This is a genomic window from Humitalea sp. 24SJ18S-53, assembly GCF_050632385.1.
GTDB lineage: Bacteria > Pseudomonadota > Alphaproteobacteria > Acetobacterales > Acetobacteraceae > Humitalea.
In genome coordinates this window covers 1,686,998-1,712,773 of the sequence record NZ_CP192599.1, presented here as the reverse complement: position 1 = coordinate 1,712,773, position 25,776 = coordinate 1,686,998, and the positions used below count along the sequence as shown (strand labels likewise).

The window sequence follows — 25,776 nt, the reverse complement described above, 5'->3', positions numbered from 1 at the left end:
TATTTTACCAACCAGCGTGGGTTCCAAGGGGCCACGGCCCCTTGGTGGGGAGAGTTTGAGAGGGGCGAAGCCCCTTTCAAAGCGCGCCCCCCCGTTACTTCAACCCCGCGCCGGCAACCAGGCGAAGACGGCATAGGCCGCCAGGGTCAGCAGTCCTGGCGGTGTGGCGAAATCGGCCAGCCATTCGGCCAGATCCCAGCCGCGCAGTGCGACGCCCGCCAGGAACTCCAGCACCAGCAGCAGCGCCAGCGCGCAGAGGCCCATCGCCAGCCTGGCGCGCACGGCGAAACGCCGGATGATGCGCGGCGCGATCCAGGCGCAGAACAGCAGCAGCAGCGGCAGTTCCACCAGCAGCGCCCCGATGCGCCCCATCGCGGGCACCAGCAAAAACTCGCGGATGGGGCCGAGGACGAAGCCGGCGGCGAAAGCCGCCAGCATGTAGACGACCGCGCCGCGAAGCGTTGGGCTCAGAACACGACCACGCTGCGGATGCTTTCGCCGGCGTGCATCAGGTCAAAACCCTTGTTGATGTCATCCAGCGGCATGACGTGGGTGATCAGCGGATCGATCTCGATCTTGCCGTCCATGTACCAGTCGACGATCTTCGGCACATCGGTGCGACCGCGCGCGCCGCCAAAGGCCGTGCCACGCCAGTTGCGGCCGGTGACGAGTTGGAAGGGCCTGGTGCTGATCTCCTGCCCCGCCGCGGCGACGCCGATGATGATGCTGGTGCCCCAGCCGCGGTGCGTGCATTCCAATGCCTGGCGCATCACCTGCGTATTGCCGATGCATTCGAAGGAGAAATCGGCGCCGCCATCGGTCAGGTCCTGGATCGCCTGCACGACCTTGTCCCGGCCGACCACGTCGGGGTTGACGAAATGGGTCATGCCGAAGCGGCGGGCCATCTCCTCGCGCGCGGGGTTCAGGTCCACGCCGATGATCTTGTCGGCGCCGACCATGCGGGCGCCCTGCAACACGTTCAGCCCGATGCCGCCCAGGCCGAAAACCGCGACGGTCGCCCCCGGCCAAACCTTGGCCGTGTTGATCACCGCACCAATGCCGGTGGTGACGCCGCAGCCGATGTAGCAAATCTTCTCGAAGGGCGCGTCCTCACGCACTTTCGCCAGGGCGATTTCCGGCAGCACCGTGAAGTTGGCAAAGGTGCTGCAGCCCATGTAGTGCATCACCGGCTCGCCATCGCAGCGGAAGCGCGACGTGCCATCGGGCATCACGCCCTTGCCCTGGGTGGCGCGGATGGCGGTGCAGAGGTTCGACCGCTGCGACAGGCAGGTTTTGCAGCCACGGCATTCCGGCGTGTAGAGCGGGATGACATGATCCCCCGGCTTCAGACTCGTCACCCCCGCGCCGATCTCGCGCACGATCCCCGCACCCTCATGCCCCAGGATGGCGGGGAACAGGCCCTCGGGGTCCGCGCCCGACAGGGTATAGGCGTCGGTGTGGCAGAGGCCGGTCGCCATGACTTCGACCAGGACTTCCCCCGGCTTGGGGCCGTCGATATCCACCATGCCGATGCTGAGCGGGGCGCCTGCTTTCCAGGCGATGGCGGCGCGGACTTTCATGCGATGGAATCCCTTGGCTATCGGCACGATGGATCGGGTGCCGCGCGCGTGGCGTCAAGGCCATGACGGTGCTGGTGATCGGCGCGGGGCCGGCCGGGCTGATGGCGGCAGAAACCATCGCCGCCGCGGGTCGTGCGGTGGTGGTGGCGGATCGCATGCCCTCGGTCGCGCGCAAGTTCCTGATGGCGGGGCGCGGCGGGCTGAACCTGACGCATGGCATGCCGATGCCGGGGTTCCTGGATGCCTATGGCGCGGCGCGTGAACGGATGGCGCCCTTCATTGCGGCGTTTTCCCCGGCCGACCTGATCGCCTGGTGCGAAGGGCTGGGCCAGCCCGTTTTCACCGGCAGCAGCGGGCGGGTGTTTCCCAAGGCGATGAAGGCATCGCCGCTGCTGCGCGCCTGGCTGGCGCGGCTGGAGGGTTTGGGCGTGCGGGTGCTGACGCGGCACGAGTGGCAGGGGTTTGCCGCCGATGGCGCGGCACTCTTCGCCGGGCGGGATCCGATCCCGGCCGAGGCCGTGGTGCTGGCGCTGGGCGGAGCCTCCTGGCCGCGCCTGGGCAGCGATGGGGCCTGGCAGCGGCACTTTTCGGCGGAGGACATCGCCCCCTTGGTGCCGAGCAACTGCGGGTTCCGCGTCGACTGGTCGCCGCATTTCGCCGGGAAATTCGCGGGCTCCCCGTTGAAGCGGATCGCGCTGACCTTTGGCGGCCGTAGCATCCGGGGCGAGGCGATGATCACCGCGGAGGGGATCGAGGGCGGCGCGATCTATGCGCTGTCGGCGGCGATCCGCGATGCGGGCGGCGGGGTCGTGTCGATCGACCTGCGGCCCGACCTGCCTGGGTTGAACCTGCCGGCGGACCGCCGGGGTCAGTCGCTTTCGACCTTCCTGCGCAAGGCGGCGGGGCTGTCGCCGGTCGCCGTCGGGCTGGTGCAGGAGGCGCTGCGGGCCGGGGCGCCGGGCGATCTGCTGGGGTTGGTGAAGGCGCTGCCGCTGCGTTTGGGGGCGCCGATGCCGATCGCGCGGGCGATCTCCTCCGGTGGGGGGCTGCGCTGGGGGGCTGTGGATGATGCGCTGATGTTGCGCGCCCGCCCCGGCGTTTTTGTCGCGGGGGAGATGCTGGATTGGGAGGCGCCGACGGGCGGCTTCCTGTTGCAGGGCTGCCTGGCGACCGGCAGGGCCGCCGGGCTTGGGGTGCTGGCCCGGGGTTGAGCGCTGCTTTCGCGTGATGATCAAAAATAACCATCGCAAATAAAAAATGGCGACACTTTCGGGGCGCCATTCTGAGGTAGGGATGAAACTCTGGTATTATGCGATTATTTAGACACCCCACTCACGCAGCAGCGGCACGATCCCCGGCGAGCAGGACCGCATGGGCGGCGATGCGGGCGCGGATTACCGCCGGCACCTGGCGCAGGCTCATCGCGCGGGGCTGGGGCAGTTCGTCCATCGGGCGGCCTTCGGCACCGTAGAGCGCTGCGAATTCGGCAAAGTTGTCGAACCGGCGGCGCGTGACGTTGTCGATGAAGGTCTCGGTGGCGGCGCCCTCGGCGACGATGATCTCGTGGTGCTCGGTCTCGATGTGGAAGACCGTGAAGCGGTCGCCCAGATCGGCCAGCGGCATGCGGATGATGCTGCTGCCGTTGACCAGGGCACCGGCCTGCACCAGCACGCCGTCGATCAGCATGGCATGATCGGCGGTCACGCCCAGGTCGCGGACGGGCAGGTTGTTGCCCAGCGCGCCGGCGCGGATCAGCACGGGGTGGCGCGTCTCGGTCATGCCGAACATCGTCGAGACGGTCTGGCGCCCCAGCCACATCACCGGCACGGCGCGACCATCGGCCGCCAGGACCATGTCACCGATGGCGAGGGTTTCGACCGCGGCCTGGCCGGACGGGGTGGCGACCAGGGTGCCGGCCATGAAGCAGACGAAGTTGGCCGGCGTCGACGGGGAGGTGAGCGGGTTGCCGACCGGTTCGCCACTGCTGTTCTGGCCCTGCGAGACGACCCGGAACTCGTAGGTGTCGTTCGGCAGCGGCGTGTAGGTCCAGGAGGCCTGCTGGTTCAGCCCGAGGATGTTCGGGAGGTTGACCGTGGTCGTCGCCACGTCGGTCCAGGTCGCGCCGCCGTCATGCGACGTCTGCAGCGTGAGCGCGGCCGTTGGCGTGTCTCCAATTTCAAACGAATTGAAGGTTGCCGAGGCGGTGCCAACATCGTTGTCCAGCGCACCGTTCCTGAAATTTATGAAAAGCAACGGCATCGACCATCTCCCAAAATTCGCAGAAACGCTTCCTGTTTCTACATTTCGGGACGATTAACATCGATGATGAAGCCACGCGAGTTTCATAAGTGATCGTTCACGTATTTTTGTTCACCAAAAAGCCGCACTGTCGGCAGAAAATAGTGTTTTTCGATATTTATATCTTTTTTTATCCGCCGTGAACAAAAAAGGGCCTGTTCCCGACCGTCGCCCTGCGGCTCATCCGCGCAGCAATCGCGCCGCCCCAAACCTTATCGGGAGCAGGCAGCCCCGCCGAGAACACAGAAGGACGCGCAATGTGGATGGTTCAGCGCCACCGGCCGCGCGGCCTCGGCCAGGGTCTGCCCCAGTTCGAACTGCGGCTCGTAGGGGATCAGGGTGCAGGCCAGCACCGCCGGCTTGTCCGCGCCCCGCCGCTTCACGACCATGCGGGTCGTGGCGCACATCACGCTTTCAGGCGCGCGGTGCAGGATGCCCCAGCAGGCCTCGGTGATCTCCGGCACGTCGGTGGTCGCATCCATCGGCGGGAACAGCATCAGGGCGACCGGGTCGGTCGCATCCACCGGGATCTTGGCGGCCGCGAAAAGCGCGGCGTAGCCGGCGCGGGCCGCCTGCTCCGTCTCACCGCCAAAGCCCGCACGACCGGCGATATCGACACAAAAACCTTCCGCGGCCAGCCAGCGCAGCCCGTCCATGGCGATGGCGAAACTTCCCTGCCCCCGTTCGAAATCGTGCCCGGCGGCGCTGTGGTGGTCCAGCGAGACCCGCAGGGTCAGCCGGTCGCCGAAGCGGTCACGCAAGCCGCGCAGGTCTTCCTCATGCTGGCGCATCGGCTTCATCGCATTGGTCAGCACCAGCGCCGAAAAACCGCGCGACAAGGCGTCATCCAGCATGGACGGCAGCCAGCGGTTCATGAAGGGCTCGCCGCCCGTGAAGCCGATCTGGCGGGTCGGGTGGCTGTCGCGGATGATTTCGTCGAGGAAGGCCGCGACCTCGGCCGCGGTGATATAGGCCAGGCGGTCGTTGCGCGGGCTGCTTTCGATGTAGCAGGTGGCGCAGGTGATGTTGCACAGCGTGCCGGTGTTCACCCACAGCGTCTGCAGCCCGACAGGATGCACGACGGCCCGCCGTTCGCCCCTGGCCGTCACCGCCGGGTCGCGGAATTTCAGGGGGTCGAGCGGGCGGGCGTCGAGCGGCATGGGCATCCCTTTGGCGGCGGCTGCGGCGAAACTGGGCCGCGCACCCGTCGCCGGCAAGGCTGCCCCGCCGCTGAGGATCAGCGCGTGCGGGGCTGCCGTGGCTGGACGCGCTGGTAGCCCTCGGGCGGCTGGAACTGGGCGGGGTCCTGCGGCGCGTAGGTCACCGTCACCGCCTCCACCCCGCCGCTGATGCCCCCGGTGGTGCCCTGGCTGCGCAGCATCACCCCATCCGCCGTCAGGCAGATGCGGCCCTGGTCCGCGCCCTCCTGGTAGCGCCAGATGGTGCAGCCCTGGCCGGCGACGCGGTCATTGCCTTCGCGCGTGAAGGTCGCGGCGGGGCTGGGGCCAAGCTGGCGCGACACGACCTGCGGCGGCAGCGGCAGGATGCGTCGCTCCTCCTCGACCACCATGAAGCCGGTGCCGGCGCGGTGGTCGGCGACCGACCAGCCGATCCCCGGCACATCCGTGCGCAATTGGCGCGCGGCCGCGAGCCAGGACATGCGCAGGGTCCCGGGCGGTGCATCCCCGCCGATGCTGCGGTAGCTGACCGCCACATCCCGTGTCGCGACCATGTTGGGTGCGGTCTGGGACGCCGCCGGCTGCGCGAGCATCGCGGCGACCAGGCTTGCCACGGAAAGGATCGGACCCCGGTTTGTCATCGCATCGGCCTCCCCGCCGGCGCGCGCCGGCGGAAGGCCGGGCGCGGTCCCGCAACGGCGCAAAGGTTACGTATCGGCGGCGCCGCCAGGTCGCAAGCATTCCGTCGCCTTCGGGCTGGACGCGGCGTGGCGGATCGCCATCCTCCGTATTGGGAGGACAATGTCATGAAACGACGCAGCCTGATTGCCCAAAGCCTGCTTGTGCCGGGTTTGCTGCCACTGCTGGCCAGGCCCGGGATGGCCCAGCCGCGCGACCCGGCGGCGCTCGCCGAACTGGCCCCCGCCGGGCGGTTGCGGATCGGGGTCGGCATCGCGCCCGTCGGCTCGGCGTTTTGGGCGACGCCGGGGCCGGATGGCGCGCCGCGCGGGGTGACGCTGGAACTGGCCGCGGCACTTGGGACCGCACTCGGCCTGCCGGTCGAGATCGTGCGGTTCCGCTCCTCCTCCGAAGTCACCGACGCCGTCGCGTCCGGCAACCTGGAAGTGGGCTTCATGCCGGTCGATGCGGAGCGTGCCGCGCGCGTCGCCTTCGGGCCGGACTACTACCTGACCACCAGCACCTATTGGGTGCCACCGGGATCGCGCATCCAGACGCTGGCCGAGGTCGATGCCCCGGGTGTGCGGGTCTATGGCGTCGCCGGCACCACCACCATCCGCGGGGCGGCGCGATCGTTGACCCGCACGCAGCCGATCGCCGAGGCCTCGGTCGATGCGATCCTGGCGAAGGTGCCGGCCGGTGAGGTCGATGCCGTGGCGCTGGGGCGGGAATCCCTGGCGACGCTGGCGCCGCGTTACCCCGGATCGCGCATCCTGGATGGGTATTTCCATTCGCTCGGTACCGCGATCGCCGTGCCGCCTGGGCGGCCGAAGGCGCTGGCGCTGGTGACGGCCTGGATGGAGCAGGCCAAGGCCGATGGCACGGTGCGGCGTGCGCTGGATGCGCATGGCATCGGCGGACCGGTGGCCCCGGCCGGATCACGCACCGCCGGGGGCTGACGCCCCGCCCGCGTCGGCGGTGAGAGAGGGCCTGGCTCGCCGCCGAATTGCGCCTATCGTCGCCAACGCATCATCAAAAGGAAACGCCATGCGCCTTCCCCTCCTCTGCGGCGGCTTTGCCGCGGCTTTCGTGGCTGGTGTCCTTGTCACCAAGATCGTGCCGCATGCCGAAGCGCAGTCCGCGCCGCCGGCGATGGCGCCGCAGATCATCAACGTCCTGACCATGACGGATGAGGAGATCGGGCCGCTGATCGGCAGCACCGACCTGCGATCCCGCCCGCTGGTGGTCACCGAATTCGGCACGGTCGGGGTGCAGAGCGGGAATGTCGCGCGGCATTTCCACGCGGAGGCGCATGAGATCCAGTTGATCCTGGATGGCGCCGGGTCGTTCTGGCTGGGCGATCGGGAGGTGCAGGTGCGTGCGGGCGACCTGATCATCATCCCCAAGGGCACGGCGCATGCCGGATCGCGCGCCACCACCGGCCGCTTCCGCGCGCTGGCGATCAAGCTGCCGCCGCAGCGCGCGGGGGATACCGTCCCGGTGCCGTGATCGCGCAAGGGCCGGGGCGACGTGCCCCGGCCGGCCAGGCTACGGCACGATTTCGGAAATGCGCAGTTGCGCCGGCACGCTGGACCCGCGCTGGTAGTGGCCGATCCAGATGTCGTACTGGCCCGACTGCGGGTTGCGGAAGATCAGGCCCGGATCGGTGCCGCGGAAGTCGTCGTTGCAGGCCCATTGCCCGTTCGGCAGGTTGACGACCAAGGTCACATCCGCCCGCGACGTCGCCGAAAGATACAACGGCAGCCCCTGCCCCGCGCGATAGTTCAGCCGCACGTCCGGCGCATCGGCGATGGTGCCGAGGCAGGCCGACCCGCCCAGCCGTTCGGCCGGGATGTTGCCACCGGCGGTGACGTTCACGACAGTGGGGTCGGGCGCGAAATTGGCCGACAGGTTGACCGTGCCAAAGGCGGGCCGGCGATTGAAATTCTGGGCGACGACCGGGCCGATGGCCACGGCGCCGACGGCCAGGGCCGTGATCGCCGCGATGGCGAGGGTGCGATGCTTCATGCGTTCCTTCCTTACCCTTGGTGCAAAATCCGGAATCGGAAATTGTGGCGCCGGGCGACTCTTTTTTTGGCACGGCCGCCAGACGTCCTTAGTTTCAAGCATCGATTGCAGCAACTTGACGGCCGGTAAAAGCGCGCAAAAAGGCACGAATGGCCCGGGATTTGCCTGCCAACTCGCCGTTCCATCCAGCAGGAGACCCCACCCGCATGTCCGACCCCGCGCCGCGCACCATCGACATGATCCCCCAGACCGCGACCACGGCCGGAATCGCCCCCTTCGGGACCTTGATCCTGCCGGGTGAGGATGGCGCGCCCTTCGGCGATGCGGATGCGCAATTGGCGCTCGGCGCCGGCACGCCGCGGTTCTACATCATGCGCTTGGCGCATCGCCCGATGGGGGTGGTCGGCATCACCCGGCATGTGAAGGTGACGCAGGTGCTGGCTTCGGCCGATGGGCAGCCCTGGTTCATCTGCCTGGCGCCGCCCGGTGACGCGACGCAGCCCGATCCCGCCAGCATCGCCTGTTTCCGCATCCCGCCCGGCGTGGGCCTGGCGCTGCATCGCGGCACCTGGCACGCGGGGCCGTATTTCCAGGCGGCGCAGGCGGATTTCTTCAACCTGGAACTCTCCGACACCAATATCGACGACCACCACACGGTCCGGCTGGACCAGGTGTTTGGCTTGCGGCTACGCATCGCGGCCTGACGCGGGGGGCGCCAGGGCAGCGTCGGTGGCCTATGCTCGGCGTCGCCACTGCCACCGGACGGGCTGCCATGCCGGACCCCATGCAAACCACCGGACCCGACACCGCGCCCGCCGGCATGTGCCGCATTCCGGGCGGCGAATTCCTGATGGGCAGCGACCGGCACTACGCCGAGGAAGCGCCCGCCCATCGCGTGCGCCTGCGCGGCTTCTGGATGGATGCGACCACCGTCACCAATGCCCAGTTCGCCCGCTTCGTCGCCGCCACCGGCTACGTGACCGTGGCCGAACGACCGCTGGACCCGGCGATGTATCCCGGGGCCAAGGCGCGCGACCTGAAGCCCGGGGGGCTGGTGTTCCGCATGACGGCGGGGCCGGTGCCGACCGACGACTACCGCCAATGGTGGGCCTGGACGCCGGGCGCCTGCTGGCGCCACCCCGAGGGCCGCGGCACCGGCATCCAAAGCCGCCCCGATCACCCGGTGGTGCAGGTCGCCTATGAGGATGCGGCCGCCTATGCCGCCTGGGCCGGTCGCGCATTGCCGACCGAGGCCGAATGGGAATTTGCCGCGCGAGGGGGGCTGGACGGCGCGGATTTCGTCTGGGGCGACGAATTGGCGCCGGGGGGCGTGCATCTGGCCAATACCTGGCAGGGCGGGTTTCCCTGGCAGAACACCGCCGAGGATGGTTTTACTGGTGCCGCCCCGGTCGCCTCCTATCCGCCCAATGGCTACGGGCTCCATGACATGGCCGGCAATGTCTGGCAGTGGACCACGGATTGGTTCGCGGCACGCCACGCCGCCGATCCGCAGAAATCCTGCTGCACCCCGGCCGATCCGCGCGGCCCGGCGATGGAGGCGTCCTTCGATCCCGATCAGCCGGCCATCGCGATCCCGCGCCGGGTGGTCAAGGGCGGCTCCTTCCTCTGCGCGCCGTCCTATTGCCGCCGCTACCGCCCCGCCGCGCGCCATGCGCAGATGGTGGACAGTGGGATGAGCCACCTCGGCTTCCGCTGCATCCTGCGCGACCCGGCCTAGCCACGGCTCCGTCCGGTCGGCATCGCCGGGGCCTTTGGCGTGTTTTTCGGCGGGGCGCCGCCTGACCGATTCGTTGCAAATCGGACAGCTACGTTTTTGGCATAGCCGCCAATTCGTTCCGTCACGAACAATCGCGCGTTGGAAGCCCGGCCGTCGCCGTCGCCAGCCGGTGCAGAACCGCAAACGACGTACGAGGAACCCAGATCATGAACCCCACCCTCCCCCGAAAGGGGTGGCTGGCCGGAACACTCGGCGCGCTGGCGCTGTCGTGGCCGCTGGCTGCCCAGACTCCCGCTACCCAGCCTCCCGCCACGCCGGCGCCGACCCAGCAACGCCCGAACATCCTGGTCATCATGGGCGATGACGTCGGCATGTGGAACATCGGTGCCTATCACCGCGGCCTGATGGCGGGACGGACGCCGAACCTCGACCGCCTGGCCGCCGAGGGGATGCTGTTCACCGATTACTATGCCGAAGCCTCCTGCACCGCCGGCCGCGCCAACTTCATCACGGGGCAATTGCCGATCCGCACCGGCATGACGACGGTGGGCCAGGCGGGTTCGACCATCGGGCTGCCGGCGGAGGCGCCGACCATCGCGACCGCCCTGCGCGCCCAGGGCTATGCCACCGGCCAGTTCGGCAAGAACCATCTGGGCGACCTGAACCAGTTCCTGCCCTGCGTGCATGGCTTCGACGAGTTCTTCGGCTACCTTTACCACCTCGACGCGATGCAGGACCCGTTCTCGCCGAACTATCCGCAGGCGCTGCTCAACCAGGTCGGCCCGCGCAACCTGGTGCGCTGCACGGCGACCACCGCCGATGACGCGACCGAACAGCCGCGCTGGGGCCGCGTCGGGCGGCAGCGGATCGTGGACGAAGGGCCGCTGCCGCCGCATCCGCGCCCCGGCATCACCTACAACATGGAGACCTTCGACGAGGTCATCCGCGACAACGTGATCCAGTTCATCGATCGTTCGATCGCGGCCAACAGGCCCTTCTTCGCCTGGATGAACCCGACGCGCATGCATGTCGAAACCCATCTGTCGCCGGAATACCAGTCGCGCCGGACCGGTGAGAACGGCTGGTCGATCCAGGAAGCCGGCATGGCCCAGATGGACGACAACATCGGTGCCGTGATGGAGCACCTGCGCGGCCGCGGGCTGGACCAGAACACCATCGTCGTCTTCACCACCGACAATGGCGCCGAGAACTTCACCTGGCCCGATGGCGGCAACACCCCCTTCGCCGGCGGCAAGGGGACCGCGTTGGAAGGCGGCTTCCGCGTGCCGATGATCGTGCGCTGGCCGGGGCAGATCGCGCCGGGCACCGTGCAGAATGGCATCATGTCCGGGCTGGACTGGTTCCCGACCTTGGTGGCGGCGGCCGGCAACCCGAACATCGCGGCCGAATTCCGCGCCGGGCGCAACATCGGCGGGCGCGACTATCGCGTCTATCTGGACGGCTACAACCAGTTGCCGATGCTGCGCGGCCAGGGCGCATCCGCGCGGAACGAGATTTTCTACTTCACCGAAAGCACGCTCTCGGCCACGCGGATCAACGACTACAAGTATCGCTTCACCGATCAGCCGCAGGGCTGGCTCGGCGGCACGGTGCGGGTGGATTGGCCGATCATCGTGAACCTGCGGCTTGATCCGTTCGAACGGATGGGCCTGCCGAATGGCGCGCAGGGTTCGTTGAATTTCTACAGCTTCTTCCTCGACAATTTCTGGCGCTTCGTCTTCGTCCAGCAGGAAGTGGCGCGGTATGCGCAGTCCTTCATCGAATTCCCGCCGATGCAGCGCGGGGCTTCGTTCAACATGGAGGCGGTGAAGGCGCAGATCGAGGGCGCCATCGCGGCCGCGCGGGCGCGGTCCAACTAGCGGCCGCCGCGACCCCTGCCACCCCGCCGGCGCAGCCTATGCGCCGGCGGGTTTTTCTGGTTTAGACAGGACGGAACAACTTGGCCGCATCCGCGATGTTTGCCTTCATCTTCAAGGAACTGCGGGAACTGATCCCGCCGACGGTGTTCTTCGCCGTCGGGTTCAACCTGATGGTGGGCACCGAGCACCTGCTGTTGTCCAACTACCCCATGCAGTTGTTCAACTTCGTGTTCGCGACGACGCTGGCGCTGATCATCGGCAAGGCGGTGTTGCTGGCGAATGCGATGCCGCTGCTGCGTCGCTTCGACGCGTCGCCGCTGATCATGCCCGTGCTGTTCAAGACGGTGGTCTATTCCATCGCAGCACTCATCCTGCAGGTCCTGGAACGGCTGGTGGAATACTGGGTCGGCGGCGGTCACCTGGTGGGGACATTGCGGCACCTGACCGACGGCGTGTCCTGGAACCGCTTCGCCGCCGTGCACCTTTGGACCACGGTGCTGCTGCTGATCTACACGGCCGCCAACGAGACGAATGCGCGGCTGGGTAAGGGCGTCCTGTTCCGGATGTTCTTCGTATCCGACCCAGGCCGGCGGCCCCTGCCCTGAGGCATGCGCCATGTTTTTCGTTGCGCGCATAGTGCATGGGGCAGCAGCATTCCGCCTGGAGAGGACAATGCCATGACCCAACCCTTCTTCACCCTGACGCGGCGCGCGCTGGCCGCCACAGCGTTGACGCTGGCCGCGGCGACCGCGGCCGAGGCCCAGGCCCCGGTCAACGACCCCCTGCCATCCTGGCGCGACGGCGCCGCCAAGCGCGCCATCTTCACCGCCATCCGCCGCACCGTGCGCCAGGGCACGCCCGACTACGTGCCGCCGGGCCAACGCGTCGCGGTCTTCGACAATGACGGCACGCTCTGGGTCGAACAGCCCGTGTATACGCAGTTCACCTTCGCCATCGACCGGCTGCGGGAGATGGCCGGGCGCGACCCGTCGCTGGGCGAACGCGAACCGATGAAGGCGGCCCTGGCCGGCGACATGCGCGGGGTGATGGCCAGCGGCGAAAAGGGCCTGGCCGAGATCATCGCCATCACCCATGCCGGCATGTCGCAGGACGCCTTCAACGACATCGTCACGCGCTGGCTCGCGACCGCGCGCCACCCGCGCTTCAACCGGCCCTACACGCAGTTGATCTACCAGCCGATGCTGGAGGTGATGCGCCTGCTGCGCCGCGAAGGCTTCGCCGTCTGGATCGTCACCGGCGGCGGGCAGGAATTCGTGCGCGCCTTCAGCGAGCCGACCTATGGCGTGACGCTGGATCGCGTGGTCGGTTCGATCGGCAAGACCGAATTCCGCCTGCAAGCCGGCGGCACCTCCGAACTCTTCCGCCTGCCGGCGATCGAGGCGATTGACGATGGCCCGGGCAAGCCGGTCGGCATCGGCCGCTTCATCGGCCGTCGCCCGCACATGGCTTTCGGCAATTCGGACGGCGATATCGAGATGCTGGAATTCACCACGACCGGCCCGCGCGCCGGGCCTGGGTCGGGGCTTGGCCTGTTCGTGCACCACGATGATGGGGTGCGCGAATACGCCTATGATCGTGAGTCGCACATCGGCAAGCTGGATCGCGGCTTCGGCCTCGCCGCGCGCAACAACTGGTCGCTGATCTCGATGAAGAACGACTGGCTGCGGATTTTTCCGGGCGGCTGATGGCGGGGTGCGCGATTGTCGCGCACATCGCCCGGTTCTACGCTGAACACGAAGGAATATCGCGCCAAGGTTCGGGTTGCGCGGGTGATGGGGAATTGATGTTGCGCGGATCTAATGCCTTTCCGCTGGTTGCGATCTCGGCCTCCGTCATGCTCGGTGTCGCCCTCGGGGCCGGGTCCTTGCCGTCCGTCCACCTGCGTGGCGCGCTGCTGATGGGCTGGTGCGCGGGGGCCGCGACGCATGCGGGGCTGCTGGTCTGGCGCCTGATGCGGCTTGGGCCGGACTCGCCGCGCAGCGATGCGCACCAGGTGCTCCAGAACACATGGGGCACGATCGGCGGCGCCGTCGTCGCGGCGCTGGCGGCGCTGGGCGGCGTCGTCTGGGAAATCGGCGGCGGGGCGCCGACCGCGGCCTTCTCCCTGCCGCTCGGCGTTGTCACCATCGCGCTGTCCTGGGCCTTCCTGCATGTGCTCTTCGCGTATCACTACGCGCATGCCTATTGGTCGCTGGGCGGGGGCCTGGCTTTCCCCGGTGACGAGCCGCCCGACGGGTTCGATTTCCTCTACTTCGGCTTCACGGTCGGGGTGACGGGGGCGGTGTCGGATGTGAACAACACGTCCCGCGTGATGCGCCGCCTGGTGCTGGCGCAGACCCTGACGTCCTTCGCGTTCAACGCGGCGATCGTGGGGGCGGCGGTGAACGTGCTGGCCTGACGGGCGCCTCAGCCCGCCGCGATCGCGGCCTCCACCGCCAGGGCCACGGCCAGGGCCCGCCGCCCGGTCGCGCCATCGACGACCAGCGGCGCGCCATCCAGGACCGCGGCGGCGAAGCTGTCGTGTTCGGCCTCCAGGCTGTCATGGTCGGTCCAGCCGCCGCGGTCGATGCCGCTGCCGGGCATGGTCGCGACCGGCTCGGCACCGCCGCGCCGCAAGGTCGCCAAGGTGCGGTCGAGGAAGTTGACCGAGGTTTCCCCCTCAGTACCCAGGATCCGCAGCCGCCGTTCCAAGACGAGCGAGACCCGCGACGCGGTGATGGTCGCCGCGCGGCCGCCCGGGAAGGTCAACCGGGCGACGGCGAAGTCGGGGCGATCGGAGGCGACGGCGGCCCCCACCGCCTGGATATCGGTCGGGGATTCGCCCGCCAGGGCCAGGACGAGGTCGATGTCGTGGATCATCAGGTCCAGCACGACCGAGACATCCAGGCTGCGCGGACGGAAGGGGGCGGCACGAACGGCCTCCCACGACAGGGCACGACCACCGGTTTCGGCGCCGACCACGGCCTGGAACGCGGCGGAGAACCGTTCGATATGACCGACCGCCAGCGGCAGCCGGCGTTCGGCCGCGAGTGCGATCAGCGCATCGGCCTGCTCCAGGGTCGCCGCGATCGGCTTTTCGATAAAGACGGGCTTGCCGGCGAGCAGCGCGGCGCGGGCGAGGTCGAAGTGAAAGGCGGTGGGGGCGGCGATGACGATCGCCTCGGCCGCCGCGATCAGGGCGGCCTGGTCCAGCACGGGGCAGCCGGCCTCGGCCGCGACGGCGGCCGCGCGGGCGGGGTCGGCGTCATGCAGCCCGACCAGGCGGGTGCGCCGGCCGGCGCTGAGTTTCAGCGCGTGGAAGCGCCCGAAATGCCCAGCACCCAGAAGCCCGATGCCGAGTTGCCTGTCCGCCATGCCGTCCGACCCCTATTTCCACGCCGGGGGATAGGCGCCGCGCCGCGCCGCCGCCAGCCCCCGTGGGGTTGCGAACTTGCATCCGACGACCTGCTTCGCCATGTTCCGGCCTGCAAGTCGCCGGGGGCAAGCCCGGATGCTGACGTGTGGGAAAGCCTGACCAACCCATGATGTACTTCGCGCGGTGGAAGATCGCCGCGATCATTTCCGTCTGCGTCCTCGGACTGCTGGTGTGTATCCCCAACCTCGTGCCCCGCTCGGCGATGCCGGAGTGGCTGCCGGCGCGCCAGGTGAACCTCGGGCTCGACCTGCGCGGCGGATCGTATCTGCTGCTTGAGGTCGATGTGAACGCGGTGGTGCGGGAACGGCTTGAGGGCCTGGCCGATGGCGCCCGGACCCGGCTGCGCACCGCCAATGTCGGCTATGTGAACCTGGCGTCGGACCCCGCCCAGCGTCGCCTGACCTTCCGCGTGCGCGACCCCGCGCAGATCCCGGCCGGGATCGCCGCGATGCGCGAACTGGCCAATCCGGTTGACCTCGGCGGTGGCGCCACGGCGCCGGATATCGACGTGACCTCCAACCCCGACGGCACGATCACCGCGACCCTGACCGAGGCGTCGCTGCGGGCGAAGGCCTCCGGCGCCGTCGAACAGTCGATCGAGATCGTCCGCCGCCGCATCGACGAAACCGGCGTGTCGGAATCCCTGGTCGCCCGCCAGGGCCAGAACCGGATCCTGGTGCAGTTGCCGGGGGTCGAGGACCCCAACCGGATCAAGCAACTGCTCGGCCAGACCGCGCGGATGACCTTCCATTTGCTGGATGAGGCGGCGAACCTGACGGCCCCCTCCCCGCCGCCGGGCGTGATGTTCCTGCCCGGCGACCGCGACGGCCAGCGCTATGCGGTGCGCCGGCGGGTCGAGGTCGATGGCGCCAACCTGTCCAACGCCCGCGCCGGGCAGAACGGCCAGACCGGCGAATGGGTGGTGAACTTCACCTTCGACAGCATCGGCACGCGGCGCTTCGCCGAGGTGACCCGGGCCAATGTGAACCGGCCGTTTGCCATCGTGCTGGACGACAAGGTCATCACCGCCCCGGTCATCCGCGAACCCATCACGGGTGGATCCGGGCAGATCAGCGGGTCGTTCAACGCCCGTTCGGCCAATGACCTGTCGGTGCTGCTGCGCGCCGGCGCCCTGCCCGCGCCGCTGACGGTGGTCGAGGAACGGACCGTCGGGCCGGAACTCGGGGCGGATGCGATCCGGGCGGGCATGATCTCGCTCGGCGTCGGGACGATCTTTGTCTTCCTCTACATGGGCCTGGCCTATGGACTGCTTGGCTGGTTCGCGAATGTCGCGCTGTTCGTGAACATCATCCTGCTCTTCGCCTGCCTCAGCCTGCTTGAGGCGACGCTGACCCTGCCTGGGATCGCCGGCATCGTGCTGACCCTGGGCACGGCGCTGGACGCCAATATCCTGATCAACGAACGCATCCGGGAGGAGGTCGCCGCCGGGCGCACGCCGCTGAATGCGCTGGAGACGGGGTTCACCAAGGCCTCCGGCACCATCATGGACAGCAACCTGACCAACCTGATCGCCATGGCCTGCCTCTACGCCTTCGGTTCCGGGCCGGTTAAGGGATTTGCCGTCACCGTCGCGATCGGCACCGTGGTCCAGATGTGGACTGCCACGACATTGGTGCGTTTGATCGTCTCCTTCTGGTATCGCTGGCGCCGCCCGCGCGTGCTGCCGGTCTGAAAGAACAAGAATGTTCGGTTTTCTTGCCCGCCCACTGTTCCGCCTGGTGCCTGACAACACCAAGATCCAGTTCATGCGCGGCCGTATCGCGGGGCTCGTGGTCTCGGCCGTGCTGTCCAGCGCCTCCGTGATCCTGGCGATCACGCCGGGGCTGGAGAAGGGCATCGACTTCAAGGGCGGCATCACGATGGAGGTGCGGACCCCCGGGCCCGCCGACCTGCCGGCCGTGCGCGCCGGGCTGGGCCGCCTGCCGGTCGGCGATGTCGGGGTCCAGCAATTCGGCGACGCATCGACCCTGCTGCTGAGCATGGCCGCCCCGGAGCGGGAGGATCAGACCCAGGCCGCGGTCAGCGCCGTGCGCACAGCGATCGAACAAATCGTGCCGGGCGTGCGCATCCTGCGGGTGGAAGCGGTCGGCAACCGGGTTTCCGATGAATTGTTCCGTGGCGGCATGATCGCCCTGGCGATCAGCCTGGGCGCGATGCTGCTCTACATCTGGTTCCGCTTCGAATGGCAGTTCGGCATCGGCGCGGTCGTGACCCTGATCCTGGATACGACCAAGGTCGTGGGCTTTCTCGCGGTCACCCGGATCGACTTCAGCCTGACCACGGTGGCCGCGATCCTGACGATCGTGGGCTTTTCGGCCAATGACAAGGTCGTCGTCTATGACCGGATGCGGGAAAACCTGCGCAAGTTCAAGACGATGCCGCTGCGCGAACTGATCGACCGCAGCATCAACGAGACCTTGAACCGCACCCTCGGCACCTCGATGACCCTGCTGCTGGCGGCGCTGCCGCTGGCGCTGTTCGGCGGCGATACGCTGGCGGGTTTTGCCTGGACGATGTTGTTCGGGATTGTGGTCTCGGCTTCATCTTCTATCTTCATTGCGGCGCCTATCTTGTTGTTCCTGGGCGATAATCGCTTGCGCCGGGGAACGGACGCGCCCGTCGTGCCAAAGCCGGGCACCGCCCCGGCCCGGCCCGGCTGATGCGCCCGGCGACCGCATCCGGCCGGCGGGCCTGGCTTGCCGGGGCATTCGGCCTGGTGCCGGGCTTGGCCTTGGCACAGGCCGACCGGCCGGAACCGTCGTCCTCCGCAACCACCTCCGCCAAGGGCGGCGCGCGGCCGCCGCGCAGCCTGACCCTGCTGGTCGGCGGCGCCCCGGGCGGCATCGCCGATGTTTGGGCGCGCGGTTTCGCCCCCTATCTTGAACGCCAGTTGCCGCGCGCGACCGTGGGCGTGCAGGCGATAGCAGATACCGGCCCGCTGACCGCGGCGCGGATGCTGGCGGCCTCACCAGCCGATGCGCAGTTGATCGGGGCGGTGTCCGCGCCGGTCCTGCTGGCGCGTGCGATCGAGGCCGGGGATGCGGCCCTGCTCGAACGGCTCGACTGGCTGGCCGGCATCGCCGAGGAACCGGTCATCCTGGTCGCCCCCCCCGCGACCGGGGATTTCGCGGCGCTGCGTGCCTTGGGGGCCAACGCGACCCTGGGCGTGCCGCCATCCGGCACGGCGCCCGGGCTGCTGGGCGATGCCCTGCGCGACCAGCTTTCCATCGGCACGCTGACCTTTCCCTCCGCCGCCGCGGCGCGGCAGGCCGCCATCGCGGGCCATGTCACCGCCGCCGCCCTGACCCTGCCGGAAGCCCTGGCCCCTGTGCGGGACGGCCGGCTTGTCGCCCTGGCCCTGGCCACGCGGGACCGCTGCCCGCTGCTGCCGGATGTGCCGACCCTGACCGAACGCGGCGTGGCGCTGGTCGCGCAATTGCAGCGGGGCTTCGTGCTGCCGCTTGGCGTCCCGCAACGGCAACGCGAACGACTTGCCGCGGCCTTGCAGGCGGCCGTGGCCGACCCCGAGTTCATTGCCCGTGGCCAGGCCGCGGGCTTCATGCCGCGCTTCAGTGGTCCCGACACCTGGCCGGCCGAGGTGCAGGCCTCCACCGCCAGCCTGAGCCGGCGCTGGACCCAGGCCCCCTGGGCGATCGGGCGGGGTTAGATCGGCGGCGTCGCTAGACCGTGATACGCTCGCATTCGCTCACGCGTCACAGTCCAGCTTGTTGTTTTGTCGCGTGATTCAGCCCTGCGGCGCATTTGCGCCTACGGCCATTACGCTCCAGAGGTAAAATCGCGGATTCGGCCACAAGCCGCTGACCGGCCCGGCGCGAAAGCAGCGACCGTCGGACAACCACGCGTCGTGCCGGGTATCGTTTCGGCGACCGGCTTCACCTGCCGCGACCGCACCGCACCATGACGCAATCAAGACCATAAGCGTCCGGCAACCAATTTACTGCGTTTTTCGCGTGTAATGAGACAAGGGCTGGTAGCCCCGGATCGTTCGGCGTAGCGTGTAACCGCTGTCGGAGAATTGATCATGCTGAGGCGCGGCCCTGGAGCGCCATCCCCTGCGCAATTGCGGCCAGTCCCCCTGGCCCATGGGAACGCGCGTGCCGAGGTCCCGGCCGCCACGCTGCTGCTGCTGGCGCGCGACCAGCGCGTGCGCAATGCCGCGCGCGGCGCGGCGCGCCTGCTGCAAGCCGATGCCCCGCACGACATGGCGACGATCCGCGAGGCGCTGGCCCGCGTCATGGCACCCGGCCGGCGCGTGCCGCGACTCGTCATGCAGGAAGGCGACGCAGGCTACGCCTGGCCCGCCCTGCTGGCCCTGGCATTGGACCCCTTCGCGCCGGGCACCCTGGTGCTGGTCCAGCCGGACGACGCCCCGGGCCACAACGGCATCTGCACCGCCAGGGCCGAGGAAGCCCCGATCGCCGCCGCCATCGCGGCCCTGGCCAAACGCCTGCCGGCGACGACTGCCCAGGAGACCGGCGCCCAGGGGACAGGCGTCAACGGGACAAACGCCCACGGGACCGCCGCCCAGGACGCCGACGAATTGCTGCGCGGCCTGCACCGTGGCGAGATCGTGCTGCGCTACCAGCCCATCGTCCGCCTGTCGGATGGCCGGCCGCTGATGCTGGAGGCGCTGGCCCGCTGGCAACGCATGACCGTGCCGCTGCCGCCCGATGCCTTCGTGCCCTTGGCGGAGCGCAGCGGCCTGGGACGCCTGCTGTCGATCGTGGTGGCACGCCGCGCCGCGACCGAGATGGGGGGCCAGACGGAGGGCGCGCGGCTGCCCGTGTCGATCAACCTGCCGCTGGCCGTGCTGCTGGAACAGGATATCGTCGCCTGGTTGCGCCATGCCATGAAGGGCACCGGCATGGCGCCGGCCGACCTGATCCTGGAATTGACCGAGACGACGCCGGTGCGCGACCTGAGCGCGCTGCGCCGCGCCCTGACCCGGCTGCGCCATGCCGGGCATCGCGTGTTGCTGGATGACCTGTCGCTGGATGATGGGCGGCTGCTGCTGATCGGCCTGCCCTTCGATGGGGTGAAGATCGATCGTGATTTCACGGAAGCCCTGCCGCATAGCCACCGCGCCCGCGCCGCGGTGCGGCGCATCGTGCGGCTGGCGCATGCACGCGGCATGACCGTGACGGCCGAAGGCGTCGCTGATGCGCGGCTGTGGCGGACGGTGGCGGCGCTGGGCGTGGATCATGCACAGGGCTGGGCCGTGGCCCGGCCGCTGCCGGCGGCGGCACTCGGGGCCTGGATCGCGTCCTGGGCGATGGTGCAGCCGAGGTAGCCTCGGCCCTCAGTTGCCGTAGGCTTGGCGATAGAGCCCGATGATCGCCTCCGCATCCGGCACCGCGGGGTTGTTGGCGGGGCTGCCGCTGGCCAGTGCCTGCGCCGCCATGGTGGGCAGCAGCGCCGCCCAGCGATCGGCCGGAATGCCGTAGGCCGCCGGGGTCGGCACCCGCAGTTCCTCGTTCAGCGCCCGCAACTCGGCCAGCAGCTTTTCGCCAGCGGAGGTATCGTCGTCGGCCGTGGTGGCGACGCCCATGGCGCGGGCGGCATCGGCGTAGCGCGCGCGCCCGGCCTCCAACCCAAAGGCCGTGACGGCCGGCAGCAGCATCGCGTTGGACAACCCGTGCGGCACATGGAAATGCGCCCCGATCGGACGGCTCATGCCATGCACCAGCGCGACCGAGGCATTGCTGAAGGCCAGGCCCGCCAGGGTCGCGCCCGCCATCATCGCCTCACGCGCCGCCGCATCGGCGGGGTGGTGGAAGACGCGGCGCAGGTTGGGCGCGATCAGCCGCATCGCGGCGCGGGCGTAGTCGTCGGAGAAGATATTGGCGCGGCGGGAGACGAAGGCCTCCAGCGCATGGGTCAGGCTGTCGATGCCGGTATCGGCGGTGGTCCGCGCCGGCAGGCCCATGGTCAGTTCATGATCGACGACCGCTGCCATCGGCAGCGCACCCAGCCCCGCGATCAGCATCTTTTCGTCGCGCGCGACGTCGGTGATGACGGTGAAGCGGGTGACCTCGCTGCCGGTGCCCGCGGTGGTCGGCACGCAGACCAGCGGCAGCGCGCCGCGATCGGCGACGGCGGGCGCCTTGAAGGATGCGATCGGGGTGCCGTCGGGCGCGGCGGCCAGGATGTTGATCGCCTTGGCCGTGTCCATCGGGCTGCCGCCGCCGAAGCCGATCAGGCAGTCGGCGTCGGTCGCGCGCAGGGCCGCCAGCGCGGCCAGCACCACGGTATCGGTCGGGTCGGGCACGGTGTCGCTGAACACCACGGGGGCGATGCCGGCGGCGCGCAGCGGGGCCAGCAGGCGCTCGGCCAGGCCGGAGGAGACCATGAAGGGGTCGGTCACCACAAAGGGCCGCGACACGCCGAGCGAGGCGAGGACCGCGGCGACCTCGGCCACGGCGCCGCCGCCGATGCGGATGATGCGGGGGGCGACCAGGGTGACGGTCATGGGGCGTTCCTCCAGCTTTTTCTCCTCGCGGCTTAGCCCGCGGCGGCGGCGGGGGCTAGACCGCGATACGGTCGCATTCGCCCAAGCATCGCGGTCTAGCTTGTTGTTTTGTCGCGTGATTCAGCCCTGCGGCGCATTCGCGCCTGCGGCCATCACGCTCCAGGCTTGCGGCCCCGGCCCCGGCCGAGGCGACGCGCGACATCGCCACACCGCCAAAAGCGAACGAATGTCATGCTGGCGCGTTGTGGGGGGAGGCTGCATCGCGCGGCCGCTGCGCTACATTCCTTCAGGACTTTCAACAGGAGTTCCCATGGCCAAGCTTCACAAGACCCGCAACGACCTTGGCGCCAATGCCAAGAAGGCCTCGGTCGAGGTGCTGAACGCGACCCTGGTCGATACCATCGACCTGACCAACGCCGTCCGCATGGCGCATTGGACGGTGAAGGGTCCGCAGTTCATCGGGTTGCACGAATTGTTCGGCGGCTTCTACGACGCCCTGGGCAAGACCACGGACGATATCGCCGAACGTTGCGTGCAATTGGGCGGCACGCCGGAGGGCACCACCCAGGCGATCGGCGCCGGGACCAGGATCGCCCCCTACCCCGCCGACCTGACCGACGGGCTGGCGCATGTGGCGGCGCTGGCGGAACGCTACGCAGCCCTGGCCGCGACCGTGCGGGCCGGGATCGACACGACGGATGAAGCCGGCGATGCCGATACCGCCGACCTGCTGACCGGGCTCAGCCGGCAGTTGGACAAGAACCTGTGGATGCTGGAAGCGCACCTGGCCTGATCGGGCGGGGGCCTGACCGGGCGGGGGCCTGACCGGGCGGGGTCGGTGCCGTGGCGGGGGTTTCCCCCCTACCGCGGCACCCACCGCAGCAGGCGCAGCGCATTCAGCGTGACCAGCACCGTCGCCCCGGTATCGGCCAGGATCGCGGGCCACAGCCCGGTGATGCCGGCCAGGGTGGTGACCAGGAACACCGCCTTCAGCCCGACCGCGACCGCGACATTCTGCTTCACGTTGGTCATGGTCGCGCGTGAGAGCGACACGAGGTCCGCGACCCCGGTCACGCGATCCTTCAGCACCGCGGCATCGGCGGTTTCCAGCGCGACATCCGTGCCACCGCCCATCGCGACCCCGACCGAGGCCGCGGCCAGGGCCGGCGCGTCGTTGATGCCGTCGCCCACCATCACCACCGGGCCTTGCGCCCTGAGCCGGGCAATTTCGCGCAGCTTGTCGTCCGGGCGCAGCTCGGCCTTCACCTCCAGGCAGAGCGACTCGGCGATCGCGGTGCCGGTGCGCTGGTTGTCGCCGGTCAGCATCACCGAGCGGATGCCGAGCGCCGCCAGCGCCGCGACCCCGTCGCGGGCATCGGCGCGGGGTTCGTCGCGCAACGCGATCAGGCCCAGCAGCGCGCCATCGATCAGCGCGATGGCGACGGTCTTGCCCTCCCCCTCCAGCCGCGCGAGGTCGGGGGCGAGGTTGCCCAGGGTCACGCCGGCCTCGGCGGCATGGCGGGGGCTGCCGATGCTGATGCGCTGGCCGGCGATGGTGGCGAGCACGGCCTGGCCGGGGATGGCGGCCTGGCCCTCGGCTGCCGGCACGGCGATGCCGCGGGCCAAGACCTCGGCCAGGATCGCCTTGGCGAGGGGATGGGCGGACCCCTGTTCCACGCCGGCCGCCAGGGCCAGCACCGATTCGGCCGAATACCCCGGGGCGGCCAGGACCTCGGTCACGCGGGGCTTGCCGTCGGTCAGGGTGCCGGTCTTGTCGAAGGCGACGGTGCGTGCGGCGCCGAGTTGTTCCAGGGCCGCGCCGCCCTTCACCAGCAATCCTCGCCGCGCCCCGGCCGACAGGCCGGAGGCCATGGCGGCCGGGACCGAGATGACCAGCGCGCAGGGGCAGGCGATCAGCAGCACCGCCAGCCCGCGATAGAGGCTGGTCCACCAGTCCCAGCCCAATGCGAAGGGCGGGACCAGGATCACCAGCAGGGCGACGACCATGGCGCCCGGGGTCCAGTATTCGGAAAAGCGTTCGATGAAGCGCTGGGTCGGCGCGCGGGAGGCGGTCGCGTCCTCCACCATGCGGATGATGCGGGCGATGGTGTTGTCGGTCGCGGCGCGGGCGACGCGAACGCGCAGGGCGCCATCGGCGTTGATGGAGCCCGCGACCACCGGCTCGCCAGGGCCGCGGGCGATGGGGATGCTTTCGCCGGTGACGGGGCTTTCGTCGAGGGCGGAGGTCCCGTCCTCGATCACCCCGTCGCAGGGCACGCGGTCGCCGGGGCGGATCAGCACCAGGTCACCGATCGCGAGCCGGTCGGCCGGGATGGTTTCGCTAACGCCATCGGCGCCGAGGCGCAGGGCGACGCGCGGCATCAGGCTGGCCAGGGCGCGGATCCCGGCGCGGGCCCGGCCGGCCGCGACGTTTTCCAGCAACTCGCCGACCGCGAAGAGCAGCACGACGACGGCGGCTTCCTCGGCGGCGCCGATCACGGTGGCGCCGGCGGCGGCGGTGACCATCAAGGTTTCGATGGAGAAGGGACTTCCGACGCGCGCCAGGGCCAGGGCGCGGCGCCCGAAGGGCACCAGGGCGACCAGGGTCGCGGCGAGGAACAGCGGATAGGTCAGGTTTTTCGGAAGCAGCAGGGAGAGCGCGTAGGCGCCGAGCACCAGCCCGCCGAGCAGCCAGACCAGCTTGGCCTTGCCGGTGGCCCACCAGGGCTTTTCGGCGTCGGCGGGGGAGTCGTCGTGCTGGCCATGGGCATGGGGGGCGTGGTCATGGTCATGGTCATGGTCATGGTCATGGTCGTGATGCGCATGGTCATGCGCGGGCGGGCTTGGCGCCGGCGCCGGGCCGGTCAGGGCCGTCGCGGTGTAGCCCAGGATCTCGACCTGCTTCACCACCGCCTCGGCCGTCGTCCCGCCCGTGGCGAGCGAGGCCGACAGGCGTTCGGCCATCAGGTTCACCTCGACCTCGGTCACCCCTGGCAGGCGTTCGATCGCCCGCGTCACCTTGGCAACGCAGGAGGCGCAATCCATGCCCTCCACCCGCCACGACAGCTTTGTCACCGTGCCCATGCCCGTTACCTCATCATCCGGGCAGGGTATGGAACCTCCAGCGGCTGGAGGTTCAAGGGGTTTTTCGCGGATCTATTCACCGAAGGCGGCGTCGAACAGCAATTTCAGATTCAACCCGACGATCACCGCCGCGGTCGCCCAGCCCAGGGCGATCTGCCAGCCTGGCGCCGTGAAACTTCCCAGTCGCTTGCGGTCCTGCGCGAAGAGCATCAACGGAATGACGGCAAACGGCAGTTGGATCGACAGGATCACCTGGCTGAGGATCAGCAACCGCGCCGTTCCGCTGGCGCCGTAGATCCAGGTGACGATCACGGCCGGGATGATGGCGATCAGCCGCGTCACCAACCGCCGAAGCACCGGCGGCAAGCGAAACCGCAGAAACCCCTCCATGACCACCTGCCCCGCAAGCGTCGCGGTCACCGTGGCGTTCAGCCCGCAGAGCAGCAGCGCCACGCCGAAGGCCGTGGCGGCGATGCCGGCGCCCAACAGGGGCGTCAGCAGTTGGTAGGCCTCGCCGATCTCGGCGACCTCGGTATTGCCGGTGGCGTGGAAGGTGGCGGCCGCGGTGATCAGGATCGCGGAATTGATCAGTAGGGCCAGCGTCAGCGCCAGGCTGCTGTCGATGGTGGCGAATTTGATCGCCTCCTTCTTGCCGGCATCGTCGAGGTTCCAGGACCGCGACTGCACGACCGCCGTATGCAGATACAGGTTGTGGGGCATCACGGTGGCACCAAGAATGCCCATGGCGATGTAGAGCTGCGTCTGGTTCGTCACGATCGACACGGCGGGGACGTAGCCATTCAACACCGCCGCCCAATCCGGATTGGACAGCACGATCTGGATGCCGAAACAGCCGACGATCAGCATGATGAAGCCGAAGATCAGCGCCTCCAGCCAGCGCATCCCCTTGTTCTGTAGCCACAGGATGAGAAAGGCGTCGAAGGCGGTCAGGAAGACCCCATAGAGCAGCGGTATCCCGAATAGCAGTTCGAGCGCGATGGCGGTGCCGATCAACTCGGCCAGGTCGGTCGCGCAGATCGCGACCTCGGCAAAGAACCACAGCGGATAGGCGACGACCTTGGGGAATCGCTCGCGGCAAAGCTGCGCCAGGTCGCGCCCGGTCGCGACGCCGATCCGCACGCAAAGCGCCTGGAGCAGGATGGCCATCAGCGAGGAGGTCAGCGCAACGGCCAGCAGCGTGTAGCCGAAGGCGGACCCGCCGGCGAGCGAGGTCGCCCAATTGCCCGGGTCCATGTAGCCGACCGCGACCAGGTAGCCCGGCCCCATGAAGGCGAAGAGCTTGCGCAGGAAGCCGCCCGCATTGGGGACGGCAACCGAACGATGGACTTCGGGCAGGCTGGGCAT

Annotated in this window: 24 protein-coding genes; 14 read left to right on the top strand and 10 right to left on the bottom strand. The window is 69.1% G+C overall.

What is annotated here, in order from left to right; genetic code table 11:
- Positions 1-99 precede the first annotated feature (99 nt).
- Both ACQW02_RS08285 and ACQW02_RS08280 read right to left on the bottom strand, forming a co-directional pair.
- Positions 100-438 carry a hypothetical protein gene (locus ACQW02_RS08285; protein WP_431284795.1) on the bottom strand — a complete coding sequence of 113 codons (339 nt, stop codon included), beginning with the start codon at positions 436-438 and terminating at the stop codon, positions 100-102.
- Between the two features lie 29 nt (positions 439-467).
- A complete protein-coding gene (locus tag ACQW02_RS08280; protein ID WP_431284794.1) occupies positions 468-1,580 on the bottom strand; it encodes an S-(hydroxymethyl)glutathione dehydrogenase/class III alcohol dehydrogenase in 1,113 nt (370 codons plus the stop codon).
- Between the two features lie 62 nt (positions 1,581-1,642).
- Between ACQW02_RS08280 and ACQW02_RS08275 the strand changes: the two genes are divergently transcribed.
- Positions 1,643-2,791, top strand: a complete 1,149-nt coding sequence (locus tag ACQW02_RS08275) for a TIGR03862 family flavoprotein (protein WP_431284793.1) — start codon at positions 1,643-1,645, stop codon at positions 2,789-2,791.
- A 121-nt stretch (positions 2,792-2,912) separates the two neighbouring features.
- Here ACQW02_RS08275 and ACQW02_RS08270 read toward each other — a convergent pair whose 3' ends face one another.
- From ACQW02_RS08270 to ACQW02_RS08260, 3 genes are all read right to left on the bottom strand, one after another.
- Complete coding sequence (locus tag ACQW02_RS08270) at positions 2,913-3,839, bottom strand: Hint domain-containing protein (RefSeq protein ID WP_431284792.1); 927 nt, start codon at positions 3,837-3,839, stop codon at positions 2,913-2,915.
- A gap of 251 nt (positions 3,840-4,090) precedes the next feature.
- Entirely contained in the window at positions 4,091-5,038 is a 948-nt protein-coding gene (locus ACQW02_RS08265; protein ID WP_431284791.1) for a radical SAM protein, read from the bottom strand.
- 77 nt (positions 5,039-5,115) lie between these two features.
- Entirely contained in the window at positions 5,116-5,697 is a 582-nt protein-coding gene (locus tag ACQW02_RS08260; RefSeq protein ID WP_431284790.1) for a hypothetical protein, read from the bottom strand.
- Positions 5,698-5,862: 165 nt separating this feature from the next.
- On the opposite strand from ACQW02_RS08260, the gene ACQW02_RS08255 reads away from it, so the two are divergent.
- Positions 5,863-6,693, top strand: coding sequence for a transporter substrate-binding domain-containing protein (locus ACQW02_RS08255; RefSeq protein ID WP_431284789.1), 831 nt, complete (start codon positions 5,863-5,865; stop codon positions 6,691-6,693).
- Positions 6,694-6,781: 88 nt separating this feature from the next.
- Entirely contained in the window at positions 6,782-7,243 is a 462-nt protein-coding gene (locus tag ACQW02_RS08250) for an AraC family ligand binding domain-containing protein (protein ID WP_431284788.1), read from the top strand.
- A 39-nt stretch (positions 7,244-7,282) separates the two neighbouring features.
- Here the strand turns inward: ACQW02_RS08250 and ACQW02_RS08245 are convergent, their stop codons facing one another.
- A complete protein-coding gene (locus ACQW02_RS08245; RefSeq protein ID WP_431284787.1) occupies positions 7,283-7,762 on the bottom strand; it encodes a hypothetical protein in 480 nt (159 codons plus the stop codon).
- A 206-nt stretch (positions 7,763-7,968) separates the two neighbouring features.
- Between ACQW02_RS08245 and ACQW02_RS08240 the strand changes: the two genes are divergently transcribed.
- From ACQW02_RS08240 to ACQW02_RS08215, 6 genes are all read left to right on the top strand, one after another.
- The gene (locus ACQW02_RS08240) at positions 7,969-8,466 is read left to right on the top strand and encodes an ureidoglycolate lyase (RefSeq protein ID WP_431284786.1); all 498 of its coding nucleotides are present in this window, start codon (positions 7,969-7,971) and stop codon (positions 8,464-8,466) included.
- A 68-nt stretch (positions 8,467-8,534) separates the two neighbouring features.
- Positions 8,535-9,500: a formylglycine-generating enzyme family protein gene (locus ACQW02_RS08235; RefSeq protein ID WP_431284785.1), complete on the top strand. Its 966-nt coding sequence runs from the start codon at positions 8,535-8,537 to the stop codon at positions 9,498-9,500.
- A gap of 206 nt (positions 9,501-9,706) precedes the next feature.
- On the top strand, positions 9,707-11,380 hold the full coding sequence (locus tag ACQW02_RS08230) for an arylsulfatase (RefSeq protein ID WP_431284784.1): 1,674 nt from the start codon (positions 9,707-9,709) through the stop codon (positions 11,378-11,380).
- 80 nt (positions 11,381-11,460) lie between these two features.
- On the top strand, positions 11,461-11,985 hold the full coding sequence (locus tag ACQW02_RS08225; protein ID WP_431284783.1) for a hypothetical protein: 525 nt from the start codon (positions 11,461-11,463) through the stop codon (positions 11,983-11,985).
- Between the two features lie 72 nt (positions 11,986-12,057).
- Positions 12,058-13,086 (top strand): HAD family hydrolase, encoded by a 1,029-nt coding sequence (locus ACQW02_RS08220; protein WP_431284782.1) that lies wholly within the window; start codon positions 12,058-12,060, stop codon positions 13,084-13,086.
- A 98-nt stretch (positions 13,087-13,184) separates the two neighbouring features.
- Positions 13,185-13,799 (top strand): DUF1345 domain-containing protein, encoded by a 615-nt coding sequence (locus ACQW02_RS08215; RefSeq protein ID WP_431284781.1) that lies wholly within the window; start codon positions 13,185-13,187, stop codon positions 13,797-13,799.
- An 8-nt stretch (positions 13,800-13,807) separates the two neighbouring features.
- Here the strand turns inward: ACQW02_RS08215 and ACQW02_RS08210 are convergent, their stop codons facing one another.
- On the bottom strand, positions 13,808-14,755 hold the full coding sequence (locus ACQW02_RS08210; protein WP_431284780.1) for a Gfo/Idh/MocA family protein: 948 nt from the start codon (positions 14,753-14,755) through the stop codon (positions 13,808-13,810).
- A gap of 167 nt (positions 14,756-14,922) precedes the next feature.
- On the opposite strand from ACQW02_RS08210, the gene secD reads away from it, so the two are divergent.
- The 4 genes from secD (at position 14,923) to ACQW02_RS08190 (ending at position 20,148) form a co-directional block, all read left to right on the top strand.
- Positions 14,923-16,509: a protein translocase subunit SecD gene (secD, locus tag ACQW02_RS08205; RefSeq protein ID WP_431284779.1), complete on the top strand. Its 1,587-nt coding sequence runs from the start codon at positions 14,923-14,925 to the stop codon at positions 16,507-16,509.
- Between the two features lie 10 nt (positions 16,510-16,519).
- Positions 16,520-17,497 (top strand): protein translocase subunit SecF, encoded by a 978-nt coding sequence (secF, locus tag ACQW02_RS08200; protein WP_431284778.1) that lies wholly within the window; start codon positions 16,520-16,522, stop codon positions 17,495-17,497.
- On the top strand, positions 17,497-18,504 hold the full coding sequence (locus ACQW02_RS08195) for a Bug family tripartite tricarboxylate transporter substrate binding protein (protein WP_431284777.1): 1,008 nt from the start codon (positions 17,497-17,499) through the stop codon (positions 18,502-18,504). The genes secF and ACQW02_RS08195 overlap by 1 nt, the downstream gene beginning before the upstream one ends.
- Positions 18,505-18,879: 375 nt before the next feature.
- Complete coding sequence (locus tag ACQW02_RS08190; protein WP_431284776.1) at positions 18,880-20,148, top strand: EAL domain-containing protein; 1,269 nt, start codon at positions 18,880-18,882, stop codon at positions 20,146-20,148.
- Positions 20,149-20,157: 9 nt separating this feature from the next.
- Here the strand turns inward: ACQW02_RS08190 and ACQW02_RS08185 are convergent, their stop codons facing one another.
- Complete coding sequence (locus ACQW02_RS08185) at positions 20,158-21,327, bottom strand: iron-containing alcohol dehydrogenase (RefSeq protein WP_431284775.1); 1,170 nt, start codon at positions 21,325-21,327, stop codon at positions 20,158-20,160.
- Positions 21,328-21,637: 310 nt separating this feature from the next.
- Here ACQW02_RS08185 and dps point away from each other — a divergent pair, with 310 nt between their 5' ends.
- Positions 21,638-22,120, top strand: a complete 483-nt coding sequence (gene dps / locus ACQW02_RS08180; RefSeq protein ID WP_431284774.1) for a DNA starvation/stationary phase protection protein Dps — start codon at positions 21,638-21,640, stop codon at positions 22,118-22,120.
- A 68-nt stretch (positions 22,121-22,188) separates the two neighbouring features.
- On the opposite strand, the gene ACQW02_RS08175 is transcribed toward dps, so the two are convergent.
- Together ACQW02_RS08175 and ACQW02_RS08170 are read right to left on the bottom strand one after the other, a co-directional pair.
- On the bottom strand, positions 22,189-24,411 hold the full coding sequence (locus tag ACQW02_RS08175; RefSeq protein WP_431284773.1) for a heavy metal translocating P-type ATPase: 2,223 nt from the start codon (positions 24,409-24,411) through the stop codon (positions 22,189-22,191).
- Between the two features lie 72 nt (positions 24,412-24,483).
- Entirely contained in the window at positions 24,484-25,776 is a 1,293-nt protein-coding gene (locus ACQW02_RS08170; RefSeq protein ID WP_431285877.1) for an Nramp family divalent metal transporter, read from the bottom strand.

Bases quoted from the DNA above. Each gene is read 5' to 3' on its own strand.
- ACQW02_RS08285 (WP_431284795.1), bottom strand. From the start codon at position 438: ATGCTGGCGGCTTTCGCCGCCGGCTTCGTCCTCGGCCCCATCCGCGAG.
- ACQW02_RS08280 (WP_431284794.1), bottom strand. From the start codon at position 1,580: ATGAAAGTCCGCGCCGCCATCGCCTGGAAAGCAGGCGCCCCGCTCAGC.
- ACQW02_RS08275 (WP_431284793.1), top strand. From the start codon at position 1,643: ATGACGGTGCTGGTGATCGGCGCGGGGCCGGCCGGGCTGATGGCGGCA.
- ACQW02_RS08270 (WP_431284792.1), bottom strand. From the start codon at position 3,839: ATGCCGTTGCTTTTCATAAATTTCAGGAACGGTGCGCTGGACAACGAT.
- ACQW02_RS08265 (WP_431284791.1), bottom strand. From the start codon at position 5,038: ATGCCGCTCGACGCCCGCCCGCTCGACCCCCTGAAATTCCGCGACCCG.
- ACQW02_RS08260 (WP_431284790.1), bottom strand. From the start codon at position 5,697: ATGACAAACCGGGGTCCGATCCTTTCCGTGGCAAGCCTGGTCGCCGCG.
- ACQW02_RS08255 (WP_431284789.1), top strand. From the start codon at position 5,863: ATGAAACGACGCAGCCTGATTGCCCAAAGCCTGCTTGTGCCGGGTTTG.
- ACQW02_RS08250 (WP_431284788.1), top strand. From the start codon at position 6,782: ATGCGCCTTCCCCTCCTCTGCGGCGGCTTTGCCGCGGCTTTCGTGGCT.
- ACQW02_RS08245 (WP_431284787.1), bottom strand. From the start codon at position 7,762: ATGAAGCATCGCACCCTCGCCATCGCGGCGATCACGGCCCTGGCCGTC.
- ACQW02_RS08240 (WP_431284786.1), top strand. From the start codon at position 7,969: ATGTCCGACCCCGCGCCGCGCACCATCGACATGATCCCCCAGACCGCG.
- ACQW02_RS08235 (WP_431284785.1), top strand. From the start codon at position 8,535: ATGCCGGACCCCATGCAAACCACCGGACCCGACACCGCGCCCGCCGGC.
- ACQW02_RS08230 (WP_431284784.1), top strand. From the start codon at position 9,707: ATGAACCCCACCCTCCCCCGAAAGGGGTGGCTGGCCGGAACACTCGGC.
- ACQW02_RS08220 (WP_431284782.1), top strand. From the start codon at position 12,058: ATGACCCAACCCTTCTTCACCCTGACGCGGCGCGCGCTGGCCGCCACA.
- ACQW02_RS08215 (WP_431284781.1), top strand. From the start codon at position 13,185: ATGTTGCGCGGATCTAATGCCTTTCCGCTGGTTGCGATCTCGGCCTCC.
- ACQW02_RS08210 (WP_431284780.1), bottom strand. From the start codon at position 14,755: ATGGCGGACAGGCAACTCGGCATCGGGCTTCTGGGTGCTGGGCATTTC.
- secD (WP_431284779.1), top strand. From the start codon at position 14,923: ATGATGTACTTCGCGCGGTGGAAGATCGCCGCGATCATTTCCGTCTGC.
- secF (WP_431284778.1), top strand. From the start codon at position 16,520: ATGTTCGGTTTTCTTGCCCGCCCACTGTTCCGCCTGGTGCCTGACAAC.
- ACQW02_RS08195 (WP_431284777.1), top strand. From the start codon at position 17,497: ATGCGCCCGGCGACCGCATCCGGCCGGCGGGCCTGGCTTGCCGGGGCA.
- ACQW02_RS08190 (WP_431284776.1), top strand. From the start codon at position 18,880: ATGCTGAGGCGCGGCCCTGGAGCGCCATCCCCTGCGCAATTGCGGCCA.
- ACQW02_RS08185 (WP_431284775.1), bottom strand. From the start codon at position 21,327: ATGACCGTCACCCTGGTCGCCCCCCGCATCATCCGCATCGGCGGCGGC.
- dps (WP_431284774.1), top strand. From the start codon at position 21,638: ATGGCCAAGCTTCACAAGACCCGCAACGACCTTGGCGCCAATGCCAAG.
- ACQW02_RS08175 (WP_431284773.1), bottom strand. From the start codon at position 24,411: ATGGGCACGGTGACAAAGCTGTCGTGGCGGGTGGAGGGCATGGATTGC.
- ACQW02_RS08170 (WP_431285877.1), bottom strand. From the start codon at position 25,776: ATGCCCAGCCTGCCCGAAGTCCATCGTTCGGTTGCCGTCCCCAATGCG.